At 70.5% G+C, this 17,746-nt stretch carries 18 protein-coding genes; 14 read left to right on the top strand and 4 right to left on the bottom strand.

The window, feature by feature from the left end:
* Positions 1-102 precede the first annotated feature (102 nt).
* The 13 genes from A7A76_RS13105 (at position 103) to A7A76_RS13165 (ending at position 12,654) form a co-directional block, all read left to right on the top strand.
* Positions 103-444, top strand: a complete 342-nt coding sequence (locus A7A76_RS13105; RefSeq protein WP_206411600.1) for a J domain-containing protein — start codon at positions 103-105, stop codon at positions 442-444.
* Positions 445-589: 145 nt separating this feature from the next.
* The gene (rpe, locus tag A7A76_RS13110) at positions 590-1,270 is read left to right on the top strand and encodes a ribulose-phosphate 3-epimerase (protein WP_206411601.1); all 681 of its coding nucleotides are present in this window, start codon (positions 590-592) and stop codon (positions 1,268-1,270) included.
* 218 nt (positions 1,271-1,488) lie between these two features.
* Complete coding sequence (gene rraA, locus A7A76_RS13115; RefSeq protein ID WP_206411602.1) at positions 1,489-1,962, top strand: ribonuclease E activity regulator RraA; 474 nt, start codon at positions 1,489-1,491, stop codon at positions 1,960-1,962.
* A 377-nt stretch (positions 1,963-2,339) separates the two neighbouring features.
* On the top strand, positions 2,340-3,332 hold the full coding sequence (gene yegS / locus A7A76_RS13120; RefSeq protein ID WP_206411603.1) for a lipid kinase YegS: 993 nt from the start codon (positions 2,340-2,342) through the stop codon (positions 3,330-3,332).
* A gap of 146 nt (positions 3,333-3,478) precedes the next feature.
* A complete protein-coding gene (gene trpE, locus A7A76_RS13125) occupies positions 3,479-4,954 on the top strand; it encodes an anthranilate synthase component I (RefSeq protein ID WP_206411604.1) in 1,476 nt (491 codons plus the stop codon).
* 582 nt (positions 4,955-5,536) lie between these two features.
* Positions 5,537-5,743, top strand: a complete 207-nt coding sequence (locus A7A76_RS13130) for a hypothetical protein (RefSeq protein ID WP_206411605.1) — start codon at positions 5,537-5,539, stop codon at positions 5,741-5,743.
* Between the two features lie 513 nt (positions 5,744-6,256).
* Positions 6,257-6,931, top strand: a complete 675-nt coding sequence (locus A7A76_RS13135; RefSeq protein ID WP_096376837.1) for a response regulator transcription factor — start codon at positions 6,257-6,259, stop codon at positions 6,929-6,931.
* Positions 6,932-6,971: 40 nt separating this feature from the next.
* A complete protein-coding gene (locus A7A76_RS13140) occupies positions 6,972-8,321 on the top strand; it encodes a sensor histidine kinase (RefSeq protein WP_206411606.1) in 1,350 nt (449 codons plus the stop codon).
* A gap of 642 nt (positions 8,322-8,963) precedes the next feature.
* Entirely contained in the window at positions 8,964-9,545 is a 582-nt protein-coding gene (locus A7A76_RS13145; RefSeq protein WP_206411607.1) for an anthranilate synthase component II, read from the top strand.
* 140 nt (positions 9,546-9,685) lie between these two features.
* The gene (gene trpD, locus A7A76_RS13150; protein WP_206411608.1) at positions 9,686-10,720 is read left to right on the top strand and encodes an anthranilate phosphoribosyltransferase; all 1,035 of its coding nucleotides are present in this window, start codon (positions 9,686-9,688) and stop codon (positions 10,718-10,720) included.
* A 55-nt stretch (positions 10,721-10,775) separates the two neighbouring features.
* A complete protein-coding gene (locus A7A76_RS13155; RefSeq protein ID WP_206411609.1) occupies positions 10,776-11,117 on the top strand; it encodes an antibiotic biosynthesis monooxygenase family protein in 342 nt (113 codons plus the stop codon).
* The gene (trpC, locus tag A7A76_RS13160; protein WP_206411610.1) at positions 11,114-11,905 is read left to right on the top strand and encodes an indole-3-glycerol phosphate synthase TrpC; all 792 of its coding nucleotides are present in this window, start codon (positions 11,114-11,116) and stop codon (positions 11,903-11,905) included. The genes A7A76_RS13155 and trpC overlap by 4 nt, the downstream gene beginning before the upstream one ends.
* Positions 11,902-12,654, top strand: a complete 753-nt coding sequence (locus A7A76_RS13165; protein ID WP_206411611.1) for a haloacid dehalogenase-like hydrolase — start codon at positions 11,902-11,904, stop codon at positions 12,652-12,654. Before trpC ends, A7A76_RS13165 begins: the two co-directional genes overlap by 4 nt.
* 620 nt (positions 12,655-13,274) lie before the next feature.
* Here the strand turns inward: A7A76_RS13165 and A7A76_RS13170 are convergent.
* Both A7A76_RS13170 and crp read right to left on the bottom strand, forming a co-directional pair.
* Complete coding sequence (locus A7A76_RS13170; protein ID WP_206411612.1) at positions 13,275-13,736, bottom strand: global regulator CLP-associated N-acetyltransferase; 462 nt, start codon at positions 13,734-13,736, stop codon at positions 13,275-13,277.
* A gap of 6 nt (positions 13,737-13,742) precedes the next feature.
* Positions 13,743-14,408, bottom strand: coding sequence for a cAMP-activated global transcriptional regulator CRP (crp, locus tag A7A76_RS13175; RefSeq protein ID WP_036148366.1), 666 nt, complete (start codon positions 14,406-14,408; stop codon positions 13,743-13,745).
* Between the two features lie 239 nt (positions 14,409-14,647).
* On the opposite strand from crp, the gene speD reads away from it, so the two are divergent.
* Positions 14,648-15,442, top strand: coding sequence for an adenosylmethionine decarboxylase (gene speD, locus A7A76_RS13180; RefSeq protein WP_057948915.1), 795 nt, complete (start codon positions 14,648-14,650; stop codon positions 15,440-15,442).
* Positions 15,443-15,887: 445 nt separating this feature from the next.
* Here the strand turns inward: speD and coq7 are convergent, their stop codons facing one another.
* On the bottom strand, positions 15,888-16,529 hold the full coding sequence (gene coq7, locus A7A76_RS13185; RefSeq protein ID WP_206411613.1) for a 2-polyprenyl-3-methyl-6-methoxy-1,4-benzoquinone monooxygenase: 642 nt from the start codon (positions 16,527-16,529) through the stop codon (positions 15,888-15,890).
* 480 nt (positions 16,530-17,009) lie between these two features.
* Positions 17,010-17,746, bottom strand: a 737-nt coding sequence (locus tag A7A76_RS13190; RefSeq protein WP_206411614.1) for a (Fe-S)-binding protein, incomplete at its 5' end; no start/stop codon positions are given.

The following is a 17,746-nucleotide window of genomic DNA, read 5'->3' on the forward strand; positions in this document are numbered from 1 at the left end:
CCGCGCCGGCACCGCGCCAGGCCGCCTGCGCGCGCGCCGGCCCCGTTAAGATGCCCGCCGAGGGGCCGCGCCGGCCCGGGAGCAGGGCGGGTCGCGGTCGCGATGAAGCAGCGCTGGTACGGCAAATTGCTGGGATTCTTCGCCGGGGCCGCGCTGCTGCGCGCCAACCCGTTCCTGGGCGCGATCGTCGGCCTGCTGATCGGCCACGCCTTCGACACCGACTGGTTCAAATTGCGCGGCGACGACCCCTACGCCGTGCTCGGCCTGGACAGCGAGGCCAGCGACGCGGACATCGACAAGGCCTATCGCCGCCTGATCTCGCAATATCACCCCGACCGCTACGTCAACGACCCGGCCGACATCCGCCAGCGCGCCGAGGCCAAGGCGCGCGACATCAATCGCGCCTACGACCGGATCCAGAAGCTGCGCAAGGGCAGGAATTAGCCGACAGCAGACAGGAGATAGCGAACCGCACGCCCGCGAGGCTTTCGCCATCTACTATCTGCCATCTCCTATCCGCCATCTCCCGCTTTTTGCCTGGAAACGCCTCACGGGGCGACAATAGCCGCCTCCCCGCAAGGTTCCGCCCATGGCCACCCAATCCACCGTCATCGCCCCGTCCATCCTCTCGGCCGATTTCGCCCGGCTCGGCGAGGAAGTCGACAATGTGATCAAGGCCGGCGCCGACTGGGTCCACTTCGATGTCATGGACAACCACTACGTGCCCAACCTGACCATCGGCCCGATGGTCTGCGAGGCGCTGCGCAAGCACGGCGTGAGTGCGCCGATCGACGTGCACCTGATGGTCGAACCGGTCGACCGCATCGTCCCGGACTTCGCCAAGGCCGGCGCGAGCACGATCAGCTTCCACCCCGAAGCCAGCGCGCACGTGCACCGCACCATCCAGTTGATCAAGTCGCATGGCTGCAAGGCCGGGCTGGTGCTCAACCCGGCCACGCCGATCGACGTGCTCGACTGGGTGCTGGAGGATCTGGACCTGGTCCTGCTGATGTCGGTCAACCCCGGCTTCGGCGGCCAGAGCTTCATCCCCTCGGCGCTGGAAAAGCTGCGCCGCGTGCGCGAGCGCATCGACCGCAGCGGCCGCGAGATCCGGCTGGAGATCGACGGCGGGGTCAAGGCCGACAACATCGGCGAGATCGCCGCCGCCGGCGCCGACACCTTCGTCGCCGGTTCGGCGATCTTCAACGCGCCCGATTACGCCGATGTGATCGGGCGGATGAAGGCGGCGGTGGACGCGGCGCGCAAGTAAGCGCCGCGCGCGGCGGCGCCGGTCGCGCGGGCGTCCGGCGTCGTGGTGGATCGCGGTAGCGGCGAACGATCGGCGCAGCGCGCCGGCCCACGCGCCCGGGTTGCGGCGCCGCCGTATTTTCGAATCCGCGCCGCGCCCGCATCGCATCGCGCTGCGGCTTCTGTTCGCCGGCTACGCATGGCATCGTGCCCGCATCCCCGCCGACCGGATGCACCGCCATGAACACCTGCGACCTGTGCGACCGCTTCGATGCGCAGCTGCGCGTGCTCGACCTGCCGCTGCGCGACTTCGGCGGCCGCCGCGGGTTTTCCGGCGCGGTCAGCACGATCAAGGCCTACGAAGACAACTCGCTGGTGCGCGCGGCCGTGGCCGAGCCCGGCGCGGGCCGGGTGTTGGTGATCGACGGCGGCGGCTCGTCGCGCCGGGCGATGCTCGGCGACCAGCTCGCGGCGCAGGCGGCGGCCAACGGCTGGGCCGGCGTGATCGTGTTCGGCGCGATCCGCGACAGCGCGGCGATCGGCGCGATGGCGCTGGGCGTGAAAGCGCTGGGCACGTGTCCGCGCAAGACCGACAAGAGCGGGCAGGGGCAGCGCGATGTCGCGCTCGCGTTCGGCGGCGTGTCGATCCGGCCCGGCGATTGGGTGTGCGCGGACGAGGACGGCGTGGTGTTCGCGGATTCGGCGTTGGATTGAAGCGCGGCTGCGATGCGAGAGGCGTCGTCGGCGCGATGTCGCGGTCGCGGCTCGCGCCGCTCCTACAGTCGGATACGAACCGGCCGCGGCCCCTGTAGGAGCGGCGCAAGCCGCGACCGCGCCAACCCAACTACGCCGAATCCATCGCGCACACCGCCGCCATATTCCACCCGCGCAAATAAAAAGACGCGGACCTTGCGGCCCGCGTCCCGGAAGATTTGGAGGCAATCCAGCCTCCGCCCGTCGTCCCTGATATGGCCTCCTATATTCCGGATCGGCGATGACAGGTGTGTGACAGACTTGGCGCATCCGGACATTCATCCGGCCCTCGCGCGACACTGCTAGCCTCGCCGCCCTACCACCCCCTGGAACCGCGCATGACCCGTCCCCGCTGGCGCTTGATCCTCAACGGCAAGTCCGCCGGCGACGACGCGGTGCGCGAAGCGGTCGCCGCCCTGCGCGATCGCGGCGTCGACCTCGACGTGCGGGTGACCTGGGAAGGCGGCGACGCCGAACGCTACGTCGCCGAAGCGGTCGCCGACGGCGTCGACACGGTCATCGCCGGCGGCGGCGACGGCACCCTCAGCGAAGTGGCGACCACGCTCGCCCATCGCGACGAGGACGCCGCCGCGCTGCCGAGCCTGGGCCTGCTGCCGCTGGGCACGGCCAACGATTTCGCCACCGCCGCGACCCTCCCGACCGATCCGCTGCAGGCGCTGGACTTGATCCACGGCCAGCCGCCGCGGCCGATCGACCTGTTGCGCCTGCAGGCGCCCGACGGCCTGCATTGGGCGGCGAACCTGGCCAGCGGCGGCTTCGGCACCCAGGTCACCCTGGAGACCGACGCCGGCCTCAAGAAAATGCTCGGCGGCCTGGCCTACGTGGTCACCGGCATCGCCAAGCTCGGCAAGATCGAGCCGATGCGCGCGCGCGTGCACGGCGAAGGCTTCGAGTGGGAGGGCGACTTCATCGCCCTGGGCATCGGCAACGGCCGCCAGGCCGGCGGCGGCCAGGCGCTGTGCCCGGACGCGCGCATCGACGACGGCCTGCTCGACGTGACCGTGCTGCCGGACCTGTCCGGCGAAGTCGGCGCCACCGTGCGCTCGCTGCTGACCGAAGGCCAGCACGCCGCGCTGGAACGCATCGCCGCGCGCGCGCAGCTGCGCTGGGTCGAGATCGAGTCGCCGCGCGCGCTGAACCTCAACCTCGACGGCGAACCGGTGCAGTCGCATCACTTCCGCATCGACTGCGTGCCCGGCCGGGTGCGCATGCACCTGCCGCCGGGCTGCCCGCTGCTGGCCGGTCCGGCCGCGCCGCACGCCGTACCGGGCGCGGCCGCGGGCGCGTCCGTGTCCGGCGAGCCGACCTGACCGTCGCGCACGGCGCGCGAAGTCGGGTACAGTGGCGGCCATGCAAGCCTGGGCGAACCCGCATTCCTTCTGCGCCGACGTGGGTTGGCGATGGTGGCCGTCGGTCACCACCGCTCCTGCCCACTCGTCCATGAAGGAATGCCCGCGTGATTTCGCACGAACTCTTCCAGCAGCAGGCCGCTGACGGCTACACCCGCATCCCGGTCGTGCGCGAGGTCCTGTCCGACCTCGATACTCCGCTCTCGGTCTATCTCAAGCTCGCCGACGGCCCGCACACCTATCTGTTCGAATCGGTCGAGGGCGGCGAACGCTTCGCCCGCTATTCGATCATCGGCCTGCCGGCGCAGCGCGTGTACGCCTTCGCCGGGCACACCTTGTTCGTCACCGAGAACGGCGAGCTGATCGACAGCCGCGTGGTCGACGACCCCTTCGCCGAAGTCGAACGCCTGCGCAGCGCCCAGCGCGTGCCCAAGATCGACGGTCTGCCGGGCTTCGCCGGCGGCCTGGTCGGCTGGTTCGGCTTCGAATGCATCCAGTACATCGAGTCGCGCCTGGCCGGCAGCGACAAGCCCGACGAACTCGGCACGCCCGACATCCTGCTCATGCAGAGCGAGGAAGTGGCGGTGTTCGACAACCTCAAGGGCCGGCTGTACCTGATCGTGCACGCCGACCCGAGCCAGCCGCAGGCCTACGCCCGCGCCAACCGCCGTCTCGACCAGCTCGTGCACCGCCTGCGCATCGGCGGCCCGGGCTACCCGGAAACCCTGGATTCGGTGGGCCTGGACGAAGGCGATTTCGTCTCCGGCTTCACCCGCGAAGGCTTCATCGACGCGGTGGAAAGATCCAAGGAGCTGATCCGCGCCGGCGATATCTTCCAGGTGGTGCTGTCGCAGCGGCTCAGCGTGCCGTTCAAGGCGCGCCCGGTCGACGTGTACCGCGCGCTGCGCGCGCTGAACCCGTCGCCGTACATGTATTTCCTCGATGTCGGCGGCACCCAGGTGGTCGGCTCCTCGCCGGAGATCCTGGTGCGCCTGCAAGGCGACGAAGTCACCGTGCGCCCGATCGCCGGCACCCGCCCGCGCGGCAAGACGGTCGACGAAGACCACGCCCTGGAAGCCGAACTGCTGGCCGATCCGAAGGAACGCGCCGAGCACCTGATGCTGATCGACCTGGGCCGCAACGACGTCGGCCGGGTGTCGCAGCCCGGCACGGTCGAAGTCGGCGAGCAGTTCGTGATCGAGCGCTACAGCCACGTCATGCACATCGTCAGCGAAGTCACCGGCACGCTGAAGCCGCAGATGAGCTACGCCGACGTGCTGCGCGCGACCTTCCCCGCCGGCACCGTCAGCGGCGCGCCGAAGATCCGCGCGCTGGAAGTCATCCGCGAGTTCGAGCCGGTCAAGCGCAACGTCTATTCCGGCGCGGTCGGCTACATCGGCTGGCACGGCGACGCCGACACCGCCATCGCCATCCGCACCGCGGTGATCCAGGACGGCCGCCTGCACGTGCAGGCCGGCGCCGGCATCGTCTACGACTCCGACCCGCAGAAAGAGTGGGAAGAGACGATGAACAAGGGCCGCGCGCTGTTCCGCGCCGTGGCCCAGGCCGCGCGCGGACTGTAAGCCGGCGCCGTCGCCGCATCGCCTGCTGCAGGAGCGGCGCGAGCCGCGCCCGCGCCGGTCGAACAACGCCGCAAATCGATTCGCTTCGAATCGTGAAGCCGCCTCGCGCTTCGTGGGCCTTCGGCATCCGATCGGCCGCGTCGCGGCTTGCGCCGCTCCTACAGTCGGGCTTCCGTTTCCACCGCCCCCGATGCCGCGTAGCTGCGCCCGCTCCCTGTAGGAGCGGCGCAAGCCGCGACCGCGCCAGTTGAAGAACGCCGCAACTACGGGCACCGGATCGTGAAGCCGCCTCTTGCCGCGGCCGCATAGCCAAGAGCCCGCCGCTGGACGACAACCTCAGCCTGCAGCGCCAACTGGCGTAATCGGCCGGCGACCGCCGTCCGTCGCGGACCGCTACAGCGGTCGCGCCGCCGTCGCCCGCGCGTCCGCGTCCGCCGTCGCAAAAATGCACCCGGCGCGGATTAAAAAAAGTTCATGCGCCGGAAAGGGCTGGGGCAGGGCGGCGGGCGCAATCTGGCTCCGCGATGGGGGCCAACCCCACCGGTCCAGACCTCCCACCCCGCATTGCCCAGGAGCCACACCATGAACGTCCGCACCGTCCTGCTCGCCGCCGCGCTGACCGCGTTCGCCGGTTCCGCCTTCGCCGCCGCGCCGGCGACCGCCGGTTCGACCGCCGCCGCGCCGGCCGCGAAGGCCACGCATCACAAGCACAAGAAGCACCACAAGGCCTCGAAGGCCAAGGCCGCCAAGGCCGCAGCGGCTCCGGAAGCGGCGCCGGCCTCGAATTGATCCTTCGCGAGCCTGCTCCCCCGAGCCCCACGCATCGTCGGCGTGGGGGTGATACCCCGCCGGCGTGAGCCGGCGGGGTATCTTTTTTAACCAAGAGGCTCGCCGCCGGCGTGAGCCGACGGGGTGTCTTTTCCAACCAAGAGGCTCGCCGCCGGCGTGAGCCGACGGGGTGTCTTTTCTAACCAAGAGGCGCGCCGCCAGCGTGAGCCGACGGGGATCTCTTTTAACCGAGGGGTTCGCCGCCGGTGTGAGCCGACGGGGCATCTCTCTCAACACGGGACGCGCGCCGCCGGTATGGGCCGGTGGGAGAGTTCCAGCAATAGGCTCGCCGCGGACGTGAGCCGTCGGGACATGTTCCCGCCGATGCCGAACGGCAACCGCGGCACGCCCGCCGAGCAACGACCCCGCCTCGGCCGCACCCACACCGCGCCGCCGCATTCGCGCCTCGCCCACCGGTCCGCGCGCTATCCTGTCGGCGCCCCATTCATGCACCGTCGCGTTCGCGGAGGCGGTATGCGCGTCCTGCTCGTCGAAGACGATCCCCACACTGCCGGCTTCATCGCCAAGGGCCTGCGCGAGGACGGCCACAGCGTCGACCACGCCGGCAACGGCAAGGACGGCCTGTTCCTGGCCACCACCGAAACCTACGACGCCATCGTCCTGGACCGGATGCTGCCGGGCCTGGACGGCCTGACCCTGCTGCAGACCGTGCGCGGCGCCGGCAACCGCACCCCGGTGCTGCTGCTGACCGCGCTGGGCGAAGTCGACCACCGGGTCGAAGGCCTGCGCGCCGGCGCCGACGACTACCTGGTCAAGCCCTTCGCCTACGCCGAACTGTCCGCGCGCCTGGACAGCATTCTGCGCCGCGGCAGCGCCGGCGGCAGCGAGCCGACCCGGCTGCGCGTGGCCGATCTGGAACTCGATCTGCTCAGCCGCGAGGCGCGCCGCGGCGACAAGCGCATCGAACTGCAGCCGCGCGAGTTCCGCCTGCTCGAATACCTGATGCGCCAAGCCGAGCGCGTGGTCACCCGCACGATGCTGCTGGAGGCCGTGTGGGACTACCACTTCGATCCGCAGACCAACGTCATCGACGTGCACATCAGCCGCTTGCGGCAGAAGATCGACCAGGGCTATCCGCGCCCGCTGCTGCACACCGTGCGCGGCGCCGGCTATCGGTTGGGCGCGTGAGCGCGGCGCGCGCCGGCGCGGAGACGCGCGGATGCGGCTGATGCCGCGCTCGACCAGCGCGCGGCTCGCGCTGGCGGTCACCGCCTCGTTCCTGCTGGCGTTCGTGTTGCTCGGCATCGGCGTGCATTACGCGGTGTCGGCGATGCTGATCCAGGACGCGCGCGACTTGGTCCGGGTCGACGCCGCCGGCCTGGTCGAGATGTACACCGACGACGGCCGCAGCGCCCTGCTCGGCGAATTGCGCGACCGCATCGAGGCCGACGAGGATCCCGACGCGGTCTACGCGATGACCGCGCCCGACGGCCGCGTGGTCGCCGGCAACGTCGCCCTGCCGCGCCATCACCGCGGCGCGCGCTGGATCGAGTTCACCGAACACCGCGCCGACGGCGACCTGCGCGTGGTCGCGCAATTGCAGCGCCTGCCCGACGGCACCACGCTGCTGACCGGCACCCGCACCCGCAGCCAGGACCGCTTCCTCGGCCTGATGCTGCGCACCGCGCTGGCCGCGTTGCTGGTCGCGGCCACGCTCGGCGCGCTGATCGGCTGGCTGACCTCGCGCTGGGTCTCGCACCGGCTCAGCCATCTGGACGACACCGCCGGCCGCGTCGGCAGCGGCGAGATGGCGCTGCGCGCGCGCCTGGACGGCAGCGACGACGCGTTCGACCGATTGGCGCGGCGTTTCAACGCGATGCTCGACCGCATCCAGGATTTGCTCGACGGCGTGCGCCACGCCACCGACCACATCGCCCACGACCTGCGCACGCCGCTGACGCGCCTGCGCAACCGCCTGGAGGAATTGCGCCGGCGCGAGCCCGGAGCGGAATCGGGCGCCCAGCTCGACGCCGCCATCGGCGAGACCGACCAACTGCTGCATTCCTTCGGCGCGCTGCTGCGCTTGGCGCGGATCGAGGCGCAGCCGCCGGTGCACGACGAACCGGTGCTCGACCTCAGCGACCTCGCCCGCGACGCCGCCGAGCTGTACACGCCGATCGCCGCCGAACGCGGCATCGCCCTGACCGTGGACCTGCCCGGGCCCGGCGCCGCCGCGGTGCGCGGCGACGCCGACCAACTGTTCCAGATGCTGGTGAACCTGCTCGACAACGCGATCAAGTACGCCCCGGCCGACACCGAAGTGGCGCTGAGCGTGCAGCGCGAACGCCACGCCATCGTGCTGCAGATCGACGACCGCGGCCCCGGTATTCCCGCCGCCGACCGCGAACGCGTGTTCGACCGCTTCGCGCGCCTGGAAGAACACCGCGGCTCGCCCGGCACCGGCCTGGGCATGAGCCTGGTGCGCGCGATCCTGCACCGGCACGGTGGCCATATCGCCCTGCTCGACAACGCGCCGGGGCTGCGGGTGCGGGTGAGCCTGGGCGAGGCGGGCGGGTAGGGCGGGCGGACTGGAAGGAGAGCTTCGGGCCCGAAGGCCCTCCCACAAAGGCGCAGGATCGCAGCGCTCTTGTGGGAGGGCCTTCAGGCCCGATGCGTTTGTCCCCGCCGCAAGCGATCCCCACCGCTCGCGCCCCCGCCGCCCAGCGGTTACAGTAGCCCCATGATCCCCCGCGCGATCCCGACGAACTCCCCGAAGGCCGGCCTGGGCTGGCGATGGTGGCGTAGCGCCTCCGTCCGCCCGCTGCCGTCTTTCGAGGATTTCCCGCGTGACCCCGCCTTCGTTTCCCCGCTTCGCGACCGCTGACCGCGGTCGGCGCGACGACCGCGCCGCGACGGTTCCCCCGCTCCAGGGCGCCGCATTCCCCGACTTCCCGCTTGCGAACCTCCGGCGCCCGCGCTTCGGGCACCGGTGCGTCAGGCCCGTGGGCGTCGCGCCGACGCAACCCGATCCCGGATCCGCGACCCGCGCCCGCCGCCGGGGCGTTCCGGGCGCCACCCCCGCACGCGATAATGCCGGCCCGATGCGCCGGGGACGGGCGCCGCCGCGCGCGGGCCGGTCCGCTCGTCCGTCCTCGCGCCGGCCCTCCGGCCGGCGCGCTTCCACCTTGCAATCAGGCACCACCCGTACCCGAGGCGCGTCATGTCCGTTCTGATGATCGACAACTACGACAGCTTTACCTACAACCTCGTGCAATACCTGCAGACGCTCGGCAGCGAGGTGCGGGTGATCCGCAACGACGAGCTGTCGGTGGACGAGATCGAGCGGATGGCGCCGCAGCGCATCGTGATCTCGCCCGGCCCGTGCACGCCCGATCAGGCCGGCGTGTCGCTCGACGTCATCCGCCGCCTCGGCGCGCACACCCCGATCCTCGGCGTGTGCCTGGGCCACCAGAGCCTGGGCCAGGCCTACGGCGGCCAGGTGATCCGGGCCAAGCGGATCATGCACGGCAAGACCTCGCCGATCCGCCACCAAGGCCGCGGCGTGTTCGCCGGTCTGCCCGACGGCTACGAGGCCACCCGCTACCACTCGCTGGTGGTCGAGCGCGACAGCCTGCCCGACAGCCTGGAGGTCACCGCCTGGACCGAATACGAAGACGGCGGCTTCGAGGAAATCATGGGCCTGCGCCATCGCGAGCATCCGGTGGAAGGCGTGCAGTTCCATCCTGAGTCGATCAAGACCGAGCACGGCCATGCGTTGTTGCGCAATTTCCTGCAGCGTTGAGGCGATGGAGCGGGAGATGAGAAGCGGGGTTGGGGAACCGAGGCAGCGATGGCGAGGGTGACCGCGTTGCGGCCCGCTCCCACGTCCCTGCAGTTCCCCATTCCCGCTTCTCCATTCCCCATTCCCCGACTCAAGACGCCATGCCCCTGACCCCGCAAGAAGCGCTCCAGCGCACCATCGAACACCGCGAAATCTTCCACGACGAAATGGTCGCGCTGATGCGCACGATCATGCGCGGGGAGGTCTCGCCGACCATGACCGCGGCCATCCTCACCGGCCTGCGGGTGAAGAAGGAGACCGTCGGCGAAATCGCCGGCGCGGCGACCGTGTTGCGGGAATTCGCGCGGCCGGTGGCGGTCGCCGACAAAACCCATCTGGTCGACATCGTCGGCACCGGCGGCGACGGCGCGCACACCTTCAACATCTCCACCGCGAGCATGTTCGTGGTCGCCGCGGCCGGGGCCAAGGTGGCCAAGCACGGCAACCGCAGCGTCTCGTCCAAGTCCGGCAGCGCCGACGTGCTCGAAGCGCTCGGCGCGGCGATCGAGCTGCAGCCCGAACAGGTGGCGCAGTGCATCGAGCGCGCCGGCATCGGCTTCATGTTCGCGCCGGTGCACCACCCGGCGATGAAGGTGGTCGCGCCGGTGCGTCGCGAGATGGGCGTGCGCACGCTGTTCAACATCCTCGGGCCGCTGACCAATCCCGCCGGCGCGCCCAGCATCCTGATGGGCGTTTTCCATCCCGACCTGGTCGGCATCCAGGTGCGCGTGCTGCAGGAACTCGGCGCGCAGCGCGCGCTGGTGGTGTGGGGCCGCGACGGCATGGACGAGCTCTCGCTCGGCGCCGGTTCGCTGGTCGGCGAGCTGCGCGACGGCGAGGTGCGCGAGTACGAAGTGCATCCGGAGGATTTCGGCATCGCCATGGCCGCCAGCCGCAACCTGCGGGTCGCGGACGCCGCCGAATCCAGGACGATGGTGTTGCAGGCGCTGGAGAACCGCGACGGCCTGCCGCGCGAGATCGTCGCGCTGAACTCCGGCGCGGCGCTGTACGTCTCGGGCAAGGTCGAGAGCATCGCCGAAGGCATCGAACTGGCGCGGCGCACGCTGGCCTCGGGGGCGGCGCGGGCCAAGCTCGATGAGTTCGTCGCGCTCACCACGGAACTGGCCGGAAAATAAAGGCCGACGCCACCTCCGCCAAAACCGCGAACTTCCCGCCCCCCCAGGAGCCAGCATGTCCGCCAGCTTCGCCAAACTGCCGCCGCCGCCGTACTACACCGTGATCTTCAGTTCCCGGCGCAGCCCGGGCGACGACGCCGGCTACGCCGAAGCCGCGCAGCGCATGGTCGAATTGGCCGCGCAGCAGCCCGGTTTCCTCGGGGTGGAATCCGCGCGCGGCGGCGACGGCTTCGGCATCACCGTAAGCTATTGGCGCGACGAGGCGGCCATCGCCGCCTGGAAGCGCCAGGCCGACCACGCCGCCACCCGCGCCTACGGGCGCGAGCACTGGTACGACCATTTCGAATTGCGCGTGGCCAAGGTCGAACGCGCGTACGGGAGCAAGAGCAAGGCATGAGCGACATCCTCAACACCATCATCGCGCGCAAGCACGAAGAGATTCAGCAGCGCTCGCGCGTGCGTTCGCTCGAAGACCTGCGCGCGCGCGCGCGCGCCCAGGCGCCGGCGCGCGGCTTCGTCCGCGCGATCGGCGCCAGGCACGCCGCCGGCGAGGCGGCGGTGATCGCCGAGGTCAAGAAGGCCAGCCCGTCCAAGGGCGTGATCCGCGCGGACTTCCGCCCGGCGCAGATCGCGCGCAGCTACCAGGCCGGCGGCGCCGCGTGCCTGTCGGTGCTGACCGACGTCGATTTCTTCCAGGGCAGCAACGCCTACCTGGCCGAAGCGCGCGAAGCTTGCGCGCTGCCGGTGCTGCGCAAGGATTTCACCGTCGATCCGTATCAGGTCTACGAAGCGCGCGCGATCGGCGCCGACGCGATCTTGTTGATCGTCGCCGCGCTCGAGGACGGCCCGATGATCGAAATGGCCGGGCTGGCGATGGACCTGGGCATGGACGTGCTGGTGGAAGTGCACGACATCGACGAACTCGAGCGCGCGCTGCAGACGGACTGCGAGCTGATCGGCGTCAACAACCGCAACCTGCGCACCTTCGAGGTGTCGCTCGATACGACGCTGGCGTTGCGCAGCGCGGTGCCGCGCGATCGCACCCTGGTGACCGAGAGCGGCATCGCCACGGCCGGCGACGTTGCGCGCATGCGCGAGGCGGGCGTGCAGACGTTCCTGGTCGGCGAGAGCTTCATGCGCGAACGCGACCCCGGCACGGCGCTGCAGCGCCTGTTCGCCGCATGAGCCTGGGGCCGGCCGTCGCCGCACGCTTCCCGGCGGTGCGCGAAGGCGCGCCGCTGGTGGTGTTCGATTTCGACCACACGCTGTACGACGGCGATTCGGGCAGTCATCTGTTCGCGTGGCTGATCCGGCGCTCGTGGTGGCGGATGGCGCTGGCGCTGCTGATCACGCCGCTGGCCGGGCCGATGGTGGCGTGGCTGCGCACGCGCCGGGTCGGCATCTCGGCCTATGTCTGGATCGGCACGATCGGCATGGGCGGCGAGCGGACCCTCAACGCCGCGATCGACCGCTACGTCGCCGGCCACACCGAACAGATCCGCGCGCGGCTGCTGCCGATCGCCCTGGACGTGCTGCACCATCACCGCGAGCGGGGCGACCAGGTCGTGGTCGCCACCGGCGCGCCGCCGGAACTGGCGCGCGCGATCCTGGCCTTCGTCGCCCACGAGGACGTGCCGGTGGTCGGCACCCTGGTCGGCCCGCGCCTGGGCGCGCTCGGCGCGCGCCGCCACTGCCATTCGCAGATGAAGATGACGATGCTGCGCGAAGCCGGCTTCACCGCCCCGGTGGAGACCGCCTACTCCGACAGCAGCGCCGACCTGCCGCTGCTGCAGGCCGCGCGCATGCCAGTGGTGGTGAACCCGAAAGCGCACCGGGTCGAGATGTTCCGCCGCGTCCTGCCGCCCGGCACCCCGATCCTGAACTGGGGTTGCCCCGGCCGTGCCGGCGAACCCGTCGCGTCCGCCGCCGATTGATCGCGGACCGCGGCGGCCGAACCTGCCGAAGCCGACTGCAGGAGCGGCGCGAGCCCCGACACGGTCAATCGGCGGCCGAAGCAACGCGAGGTCTGGATCGGGCGGCCCCGACGCGGACTGCGGCAGCCGGCGCGGTAGGCGGAAGGTCGCGGTCGCGGCTCGCGCCGCTCCTACAGGGAGCTTCCGAACCGGCCGAAGGCGACTGCAGGAGCGGCGCGAGCCGCGACGCGGTCAATCGGCGGCCGAAGCAACGCGAGGTCTGGATCGGGCGGCCCCGACGCGGACTGCGGCAGCCGGCGCGGTAGGCGGAAGGTCGCGGTCGCGGCTCGCGCCGCTCCTACAGGGAGCTTTCGAACCGGCCGAAGGCGACTGTAGGAGCGGCGCGAGCCGCGACGCGGTCAATCGGCGGCCAGGCAACGCGAGGTCTGGATCGGGCGGCCCCGACGCGGACTGCGGCAGAGCCGGCGCGGTAGGCGGAAGGTCGCGGTCGCGGCTCGCGCCGCTCCTATAGGGAGCTTCCGAACCGGCCGAAGGCGACTGTAGGAGCGGCGCGAGCCGCGACACGGTCGATCGGCGGCCGAGGCAATGCGAGGTCTCGACCCAGCCGCCAGCGCAGCCGCTCAATCGCCCAGGGTCTTGACGAACTTCAGCGACCCGTCCGAATAGCCGCAACGGCGATAGAACTCGTGCGCGTCCGCGCGCGAGACGTTGCTGGTCACTTCCACCCGGCTGACGCCGTCGCGGCGCGCGCGGCGCTCGACTTCGCGCAGCAGCTGCCGGCCGATGCCCTGGCCGTGGCAGGAGCCGGCCACCACCAGCGCGGTGATCCGGGTCAGGTCGGCGCCGTGGGTCAGCGAATAGCGGGTGTGGCTGGAGATCAGCCCGCAGGCATGGCCGTCGATTTCGGCCAGCAGGAGGTAATGGCGCGGGTCTTCGTGCAGCGCGAGGATCCGCTCGGCGGCTTCGTCGCGGGTGCAGGGGTAGCCGAGCTGGCACAGCAGCTCGGCCACGTCGCTGGCATCTCCCGGTTCCGCCAGCCGCACCGTGGGTGCGGTCTGGTCGGACGGGGCGGCGCGTCCCATCGGGGTTCAGCGGGTTCCGTAGAGGACGACGGTCTTGCCGCGGGCGTGCAGCTTGCCGTCGGCCTGCAGCTTCTTGAGCACGCGGCCGGCCATTTCGCGCGAGCAGCCGACCAGGCGCGACAGCTCCTGGCGCGACACCCGCAGCTGGGTGCCCTGCGGATGGCTCATCGCCTCGGGTTCCTTGGCCAGATCGTGCAGGGCGCGCACGATGCGGTCGGTCACGTCGAGGAAGGCCAGGCGGCCGGCCTTGCGGCTGGTGTCGAGCAGGCGCCGGGAGATCTGCGCGCCGATCGCATAGAGCAGCTTCGGCGCGTCCAGCGACAGCCGGGTCAGCAGCAGGTCGTAGAGGCGCTCGTGGCCGATCTCGGCCAGCTCGCAGGTGCTGCGCGTGCGCAGGATCACCTCGCGGTGGTCGCTCTCGATGAACAGGCCGAGTTCGCCGACGAACTCGCCGGGGCCGAAGTAGCCCAGGACCAGCTCGCGGCCGTCCTCTTCCTCGGTAATGATGCTGACCGAGCCGGAGACGACATAATAGAGGGTGCTGGCCGGGTCGCCGGGGCGGAATACGTCCGTGCGGGACGGATAACGCCTGCGGTGGCAGTGGGCCAGGAAACGTTCGATCGTCGCGCCGTCAGGCAGCAACGGGCTGTTGGTTCGGCGCAGTGCGGTCAAGGGGGCTACCGGGTTGGCGGACATTGGGATTGGGCTTTGTTTTCGACCGAGCTTAGGGCGATACGGCCGCTGGGGCAAATCCTGCCGCCGAAAATCCCAGTTCGATAGGGACCAGTGATGGAAGTTCAGCGACGGTCACGCTTTTGTCACCGACAGCGCCCAAAAACGGCGTGCGTTTCCCCCCGGGGCTAATTGCCTCATAATCGCGGCCCTCGCCGTCTCACCGGAATCTTCCTACAGTGGTCAAGCCGTTGCCGCGCCTGCGGTTGCAGGGTTTCAACAACCTCACCAAGGCCCTCTCGTTCAATATCTACGATGTCTGCTTCGCGGCCTCCGAAGACGAGCGCCGACGGTATATCGAGTACATCGACGAGGCGTATAACGCCGACCGCCTCACCCAGATCCTGACGGATGTGGCGGAGATCATCGGCGCGAATATCCTGAACATCGCCCGCCAGGACTACGACCCGCAGGGCGCGTCGGTCACGATCCTGATCTCGGAAGAGCCGGTGATCGACAAGAAGGACGCCGGCAAGGAGATCATCTCCGACGCCGTGGTCGCGCACATGGACAAGTCGCACATCACCGTGCACACCTATCCGGAAACCCATCCGGACAACGGCATCGCGACCTTCCGCGCCGACATCGACGTCGCCACCTGCGGCGTGATTTCGCCGCTGAAAGCGCTGAATTACCTGATCGAGAGCTTCGAGTCCGACATCGTGGTGATGGACTACCGGGTGCGCGGCTTCACCCGCGACATCAAGGGCCGCAAGCACTACATCGACCACAAGATCAACTCGATCCAGGATTACCTGGCCAAGAACATCAAGTCGCGCTACGAGATGATCGACGTCAACGTCTATCAGGAAAACATCTTTCATTCGAAGATGCACCTGAAGGAATTCGACCTCGACACCTACCTGTTCGAGGAGAAGGCGAAGAACCTCTCGTTCAAGGAGCGCATGAAGATCGAGGCGCGGCTCAAGCGCGAGATCGAGGAGCTCTACCACGGGCGCAACCTGGCCGACTGAGGCCGGGTTCCCCGCCGCGGCGGCCCGAGGGCCGTATCGGGCGGACCGCGAAAAGGCCGGCGCACGCCGGCCTTTTTCGTGGCCGAGCGCCAGAGCCGGCCGAAGCCCCTCTGTAGGAGCGGCACAAGCCGCGACCGCGCCGTTCGTCGGCCGGCGACAGTTGGGGGCAGATATGGAGAAGGCGCTGGGACGATCAGCGCCGATGGACCGGGCGGCGGCGCCGCGCGTCCGGGATTCCTCGGCGCTTGCAGGGCCGTGTCGCGGCTTGCGCCGCTCCTACAGTCGGCGGCCGGACCGGCCGAAGCCCCTGTAGGAGCGGCGCAAGCCGCGACCACGCCAACCGGTGGCCGGCGCAAGCCCCGGCTCCGCTTCGGACCCCGCGGCGCTCGCTATCCAAGACCCGACCGGCCCACGCCCCGCTGACCCGCGCCCAACCCCGCACTACTCAAAGCCGGTAAGCGACCGCCTTCATCAGCTTCGACGCCGCCGCCATCAGCGTCGGCACCGGCATCGGCAGGATCCGCGCGCCGGCGGCCTCGGCGTTGGCGGCGTGGCGGGCCTCGTCGGCCTTCATCGTGCGCAGGATCGCGCGGCTGCGCTGGTCGCCTTCGGGCAGCGACTCCAGGTGCTCGTCGATGTGCGCCTCGACCTGGCGCTCGGTCTCGACCACGAAGCCCAGGTTCCAGCCGTCACCGCGCAGGCCGGCCAGCGCGCCGATGGCGAAGCTGCCGGCGTACCATAGCGGGTTGAGCAGGCTCGGGCGGCTGTCGAGCTCGCGCAGGCGGTCGGCGCACCAGGCCAGGTGGTCGGTTTCTTCCTGGGCGGCGTGCAGCAGATGTTCGCGGGTGGCCTCGTCGCGCGCGACCGCGGCCTGGCCGCAGTACAGCGCCTGGGCGCAGACCTCGCCGACGTGGTTGATCCGCATCAGCCCGGCCGAATGGCGCCGCTCGGCCGGCTCCAGCACCAGCTCGGCGGTGATGCCGGCCGGGTTGGGGCGCTCGGCCAGCGGCGCGCCGAACACGGTGTCGAGGGCGCGCTGCGTTTCGCTGAGCACGCGATCCAGGGGGCTGAGGGCACGGGCGTTCATGCGCCGATTCTACGGCGGGCGCGGGGTAGAAGTCGGTTAAGCGGGGTGGACAAATCGTCCTGGGGCGCGGGCTGGGTGGGCTGCGTGCTTCGTCGGGCGGGCGTCTGTGCGAAGGCGGGGGCGGAGACTTCGCAGGCGCGTCGCGATGGAGCCCTGGATCCCCGCCTTCGCGGGGATGACGGCGTGTTGGGGGGAGGGCGCGGCGAAGTCTGTCGGCTGCGAAGGGCCTCGATCGCGAAGGCCATCGACTGCCGAATCCAGCGGCCGCGAAACCCTCGATCACGAAGCCCCTAGGCCCCGAAACTCCTCCGCCACGAACCCCTTTCGCTACGAAACCCCTTCGCTACGAAACCCCTTCGCTACGAAACCCGCCTGCCGCGAAACCCTCCCACCGTCATTCCCGCGAACGCGGGAATCCAGGGCTCCATCGAGGCGAAACCCGCAAGGCGCGCGACCACTACAACGTACGACGAGGCTGCCTCAACCCAGCGTTTCGTCCAGACACTCCGCCAAAAACTCCAGCGGATGCTGCACCAACGCCCCAGTCCCGTTGCCCAGATGCAACCGGCACCCCACATTCGCGCTCAACAGGCGCCGCGCCCCGCTGCGTTCGAACTGCGCAAGCAGCGGCTCCCGGTACTGCGCCGCGCGCGCCGGCTCGGTCAGCATCTGCGCGCCCGATGCGCCGCAGCAGCCCAGGCCGGCGTCGAGTTCGACCACCTCCAGCCCAGGCACCGCGGCCAGCAACCGGCGCAGCGCCGGCACCGACCGCACCACATTGCGCTGCGTGCACGGCAGATGCAGCGCGACCCGCTGCGGCGTGCGCCGCCAGCGCAACGCGCCGGCGCGGTCGGCCAGGAACGCCAGCGCATCGATCGCATCGACGTCGGCCGGCAACGAGCGGCGCAGGCTGTCGTGGCAGCCGCTGGCCAAGGTCAGCACGCGGCCGCGGCCAGCGAACGCGGTGCGGTTGCGCGAGGCCAGCGCAGCCGCGGTGGCGGTGTCGCCGGCGTGTTCGTGCAGGGCGCCGCAGCAGCCTTGGCCGGCGACGATCTCCAGTTCGATTCCGAGCGCGGCGCATGACCGCGCCAGCGCCGCGCGCAACGGCGCCTCGTAGGCGTCGGCGACGCAGCCGACGAACAGCGCGACCTTGTGCGGCGAGGCCGCGACAGCACGGCGGGTCGCGGCCCGCACCCGCCCGGGCGGCCGCGGCAGCG

This window comes from Lysobacter enzymogenes (assembly GCF_017168095.1).
GTDB lineage: Bacteria > Pseudomonadota > Gammaproteobacteria > Xanthomonadales > Xanthomonadaceae > Lysobacter > Lysobacter enzymogenes_D.

Coding starts and splice junctions, on each gene's coding strand:
- A7A76_RS13130 (WP_206411605.1), top strand. CDS start 5,537: ATGAACGTCCGCACCGTCCTGCTCGCCGCCGCGCTGACCGCGTTCGCC.
- A7A76_RS13105 (WP_206411600.1), top strand. CDS start 103: ATGAAGCAGCGCTGGTACGGCAAATTGCTGGGATTCTTCGCCGGGGCC.
- A7A76_RS13170 (WP_206411612.1), bottom strand. CDS start 13,736: ATGGGACGCGCCGCCCCGTCCGACCAGACCGCACCCACGGTGCGGCTG.
- A7A76_RS13135 (WP_096376837.1), top strand. CDS start 6,257: ATGCGCGTCCTGCTCGTCGAAGACGATCCCCACACTGCCGGCTTCATC.
- trpD (WP_206411608.1), top strand. CDS start 9,686: ATGCCCCTGACCCCGCAAGAAGCGCTCCAGCGCACCATCGAACACCGC.
- trpC (WP_206411610.1), top strand. CDS start 11,114: ATGAGCGACATCCTCAACACCATCATCGCGCGCAAGCACGAAGAGATT.
- yegS (WP_206411603.1), top strand. CDS start 2,340: ATGACCCGTCCCCGCTGGCGCTTGATCCTCAACGGCAAGTCCGCCGGC.
- A7A76_RS13155 (WP_206411609.1), top strand. CDS start 10,776: ATGTCCGCCAGCTTCGCCAAACTGCCGCCGCCGCCGTACTACACCGTG.
- A7A76_RS13140 (WP_206411606.1), top strand. CDS start 6,972: ATGCCGCGCTCGACCAGCGCGCGGCTCGCGCTGGCGGTCACCGCCTCG.
- A7A76_RS13145 (WP_206411607.1), top strand. CDS start 8,964: ATGTCCGTTCTGATGATCGACAACTACGACAGCTTTACCTACAACCTC.
- rpe (WP_206411601.1), top strand. CDS start 590: ATGGCCACCCAATCCACCGTCATCGCCCCGTCCATCCTCTCGGCCGAT.
- rraA (WP_206411602.1), top strand. CDS start 1,489: ATGAACACCTGCGACCTGTGCGACCGCTTCGATGCGCAGCTGCGCGTG.
- coq7 (WP_206411613.1), bottom strand. CDS start 16,529: ATGAACGCCCGTGCCCTCAGCCCCCTGGATCGCGTGCTCAGCGAAACG.
- A7A76_RS13165 (WP_206411611.1), top strand. CDS start 11,902: ATGAGCCTGGGGCCGGCCGTCGCCGCACGCTTCCCGGCGGTGCGCGAA.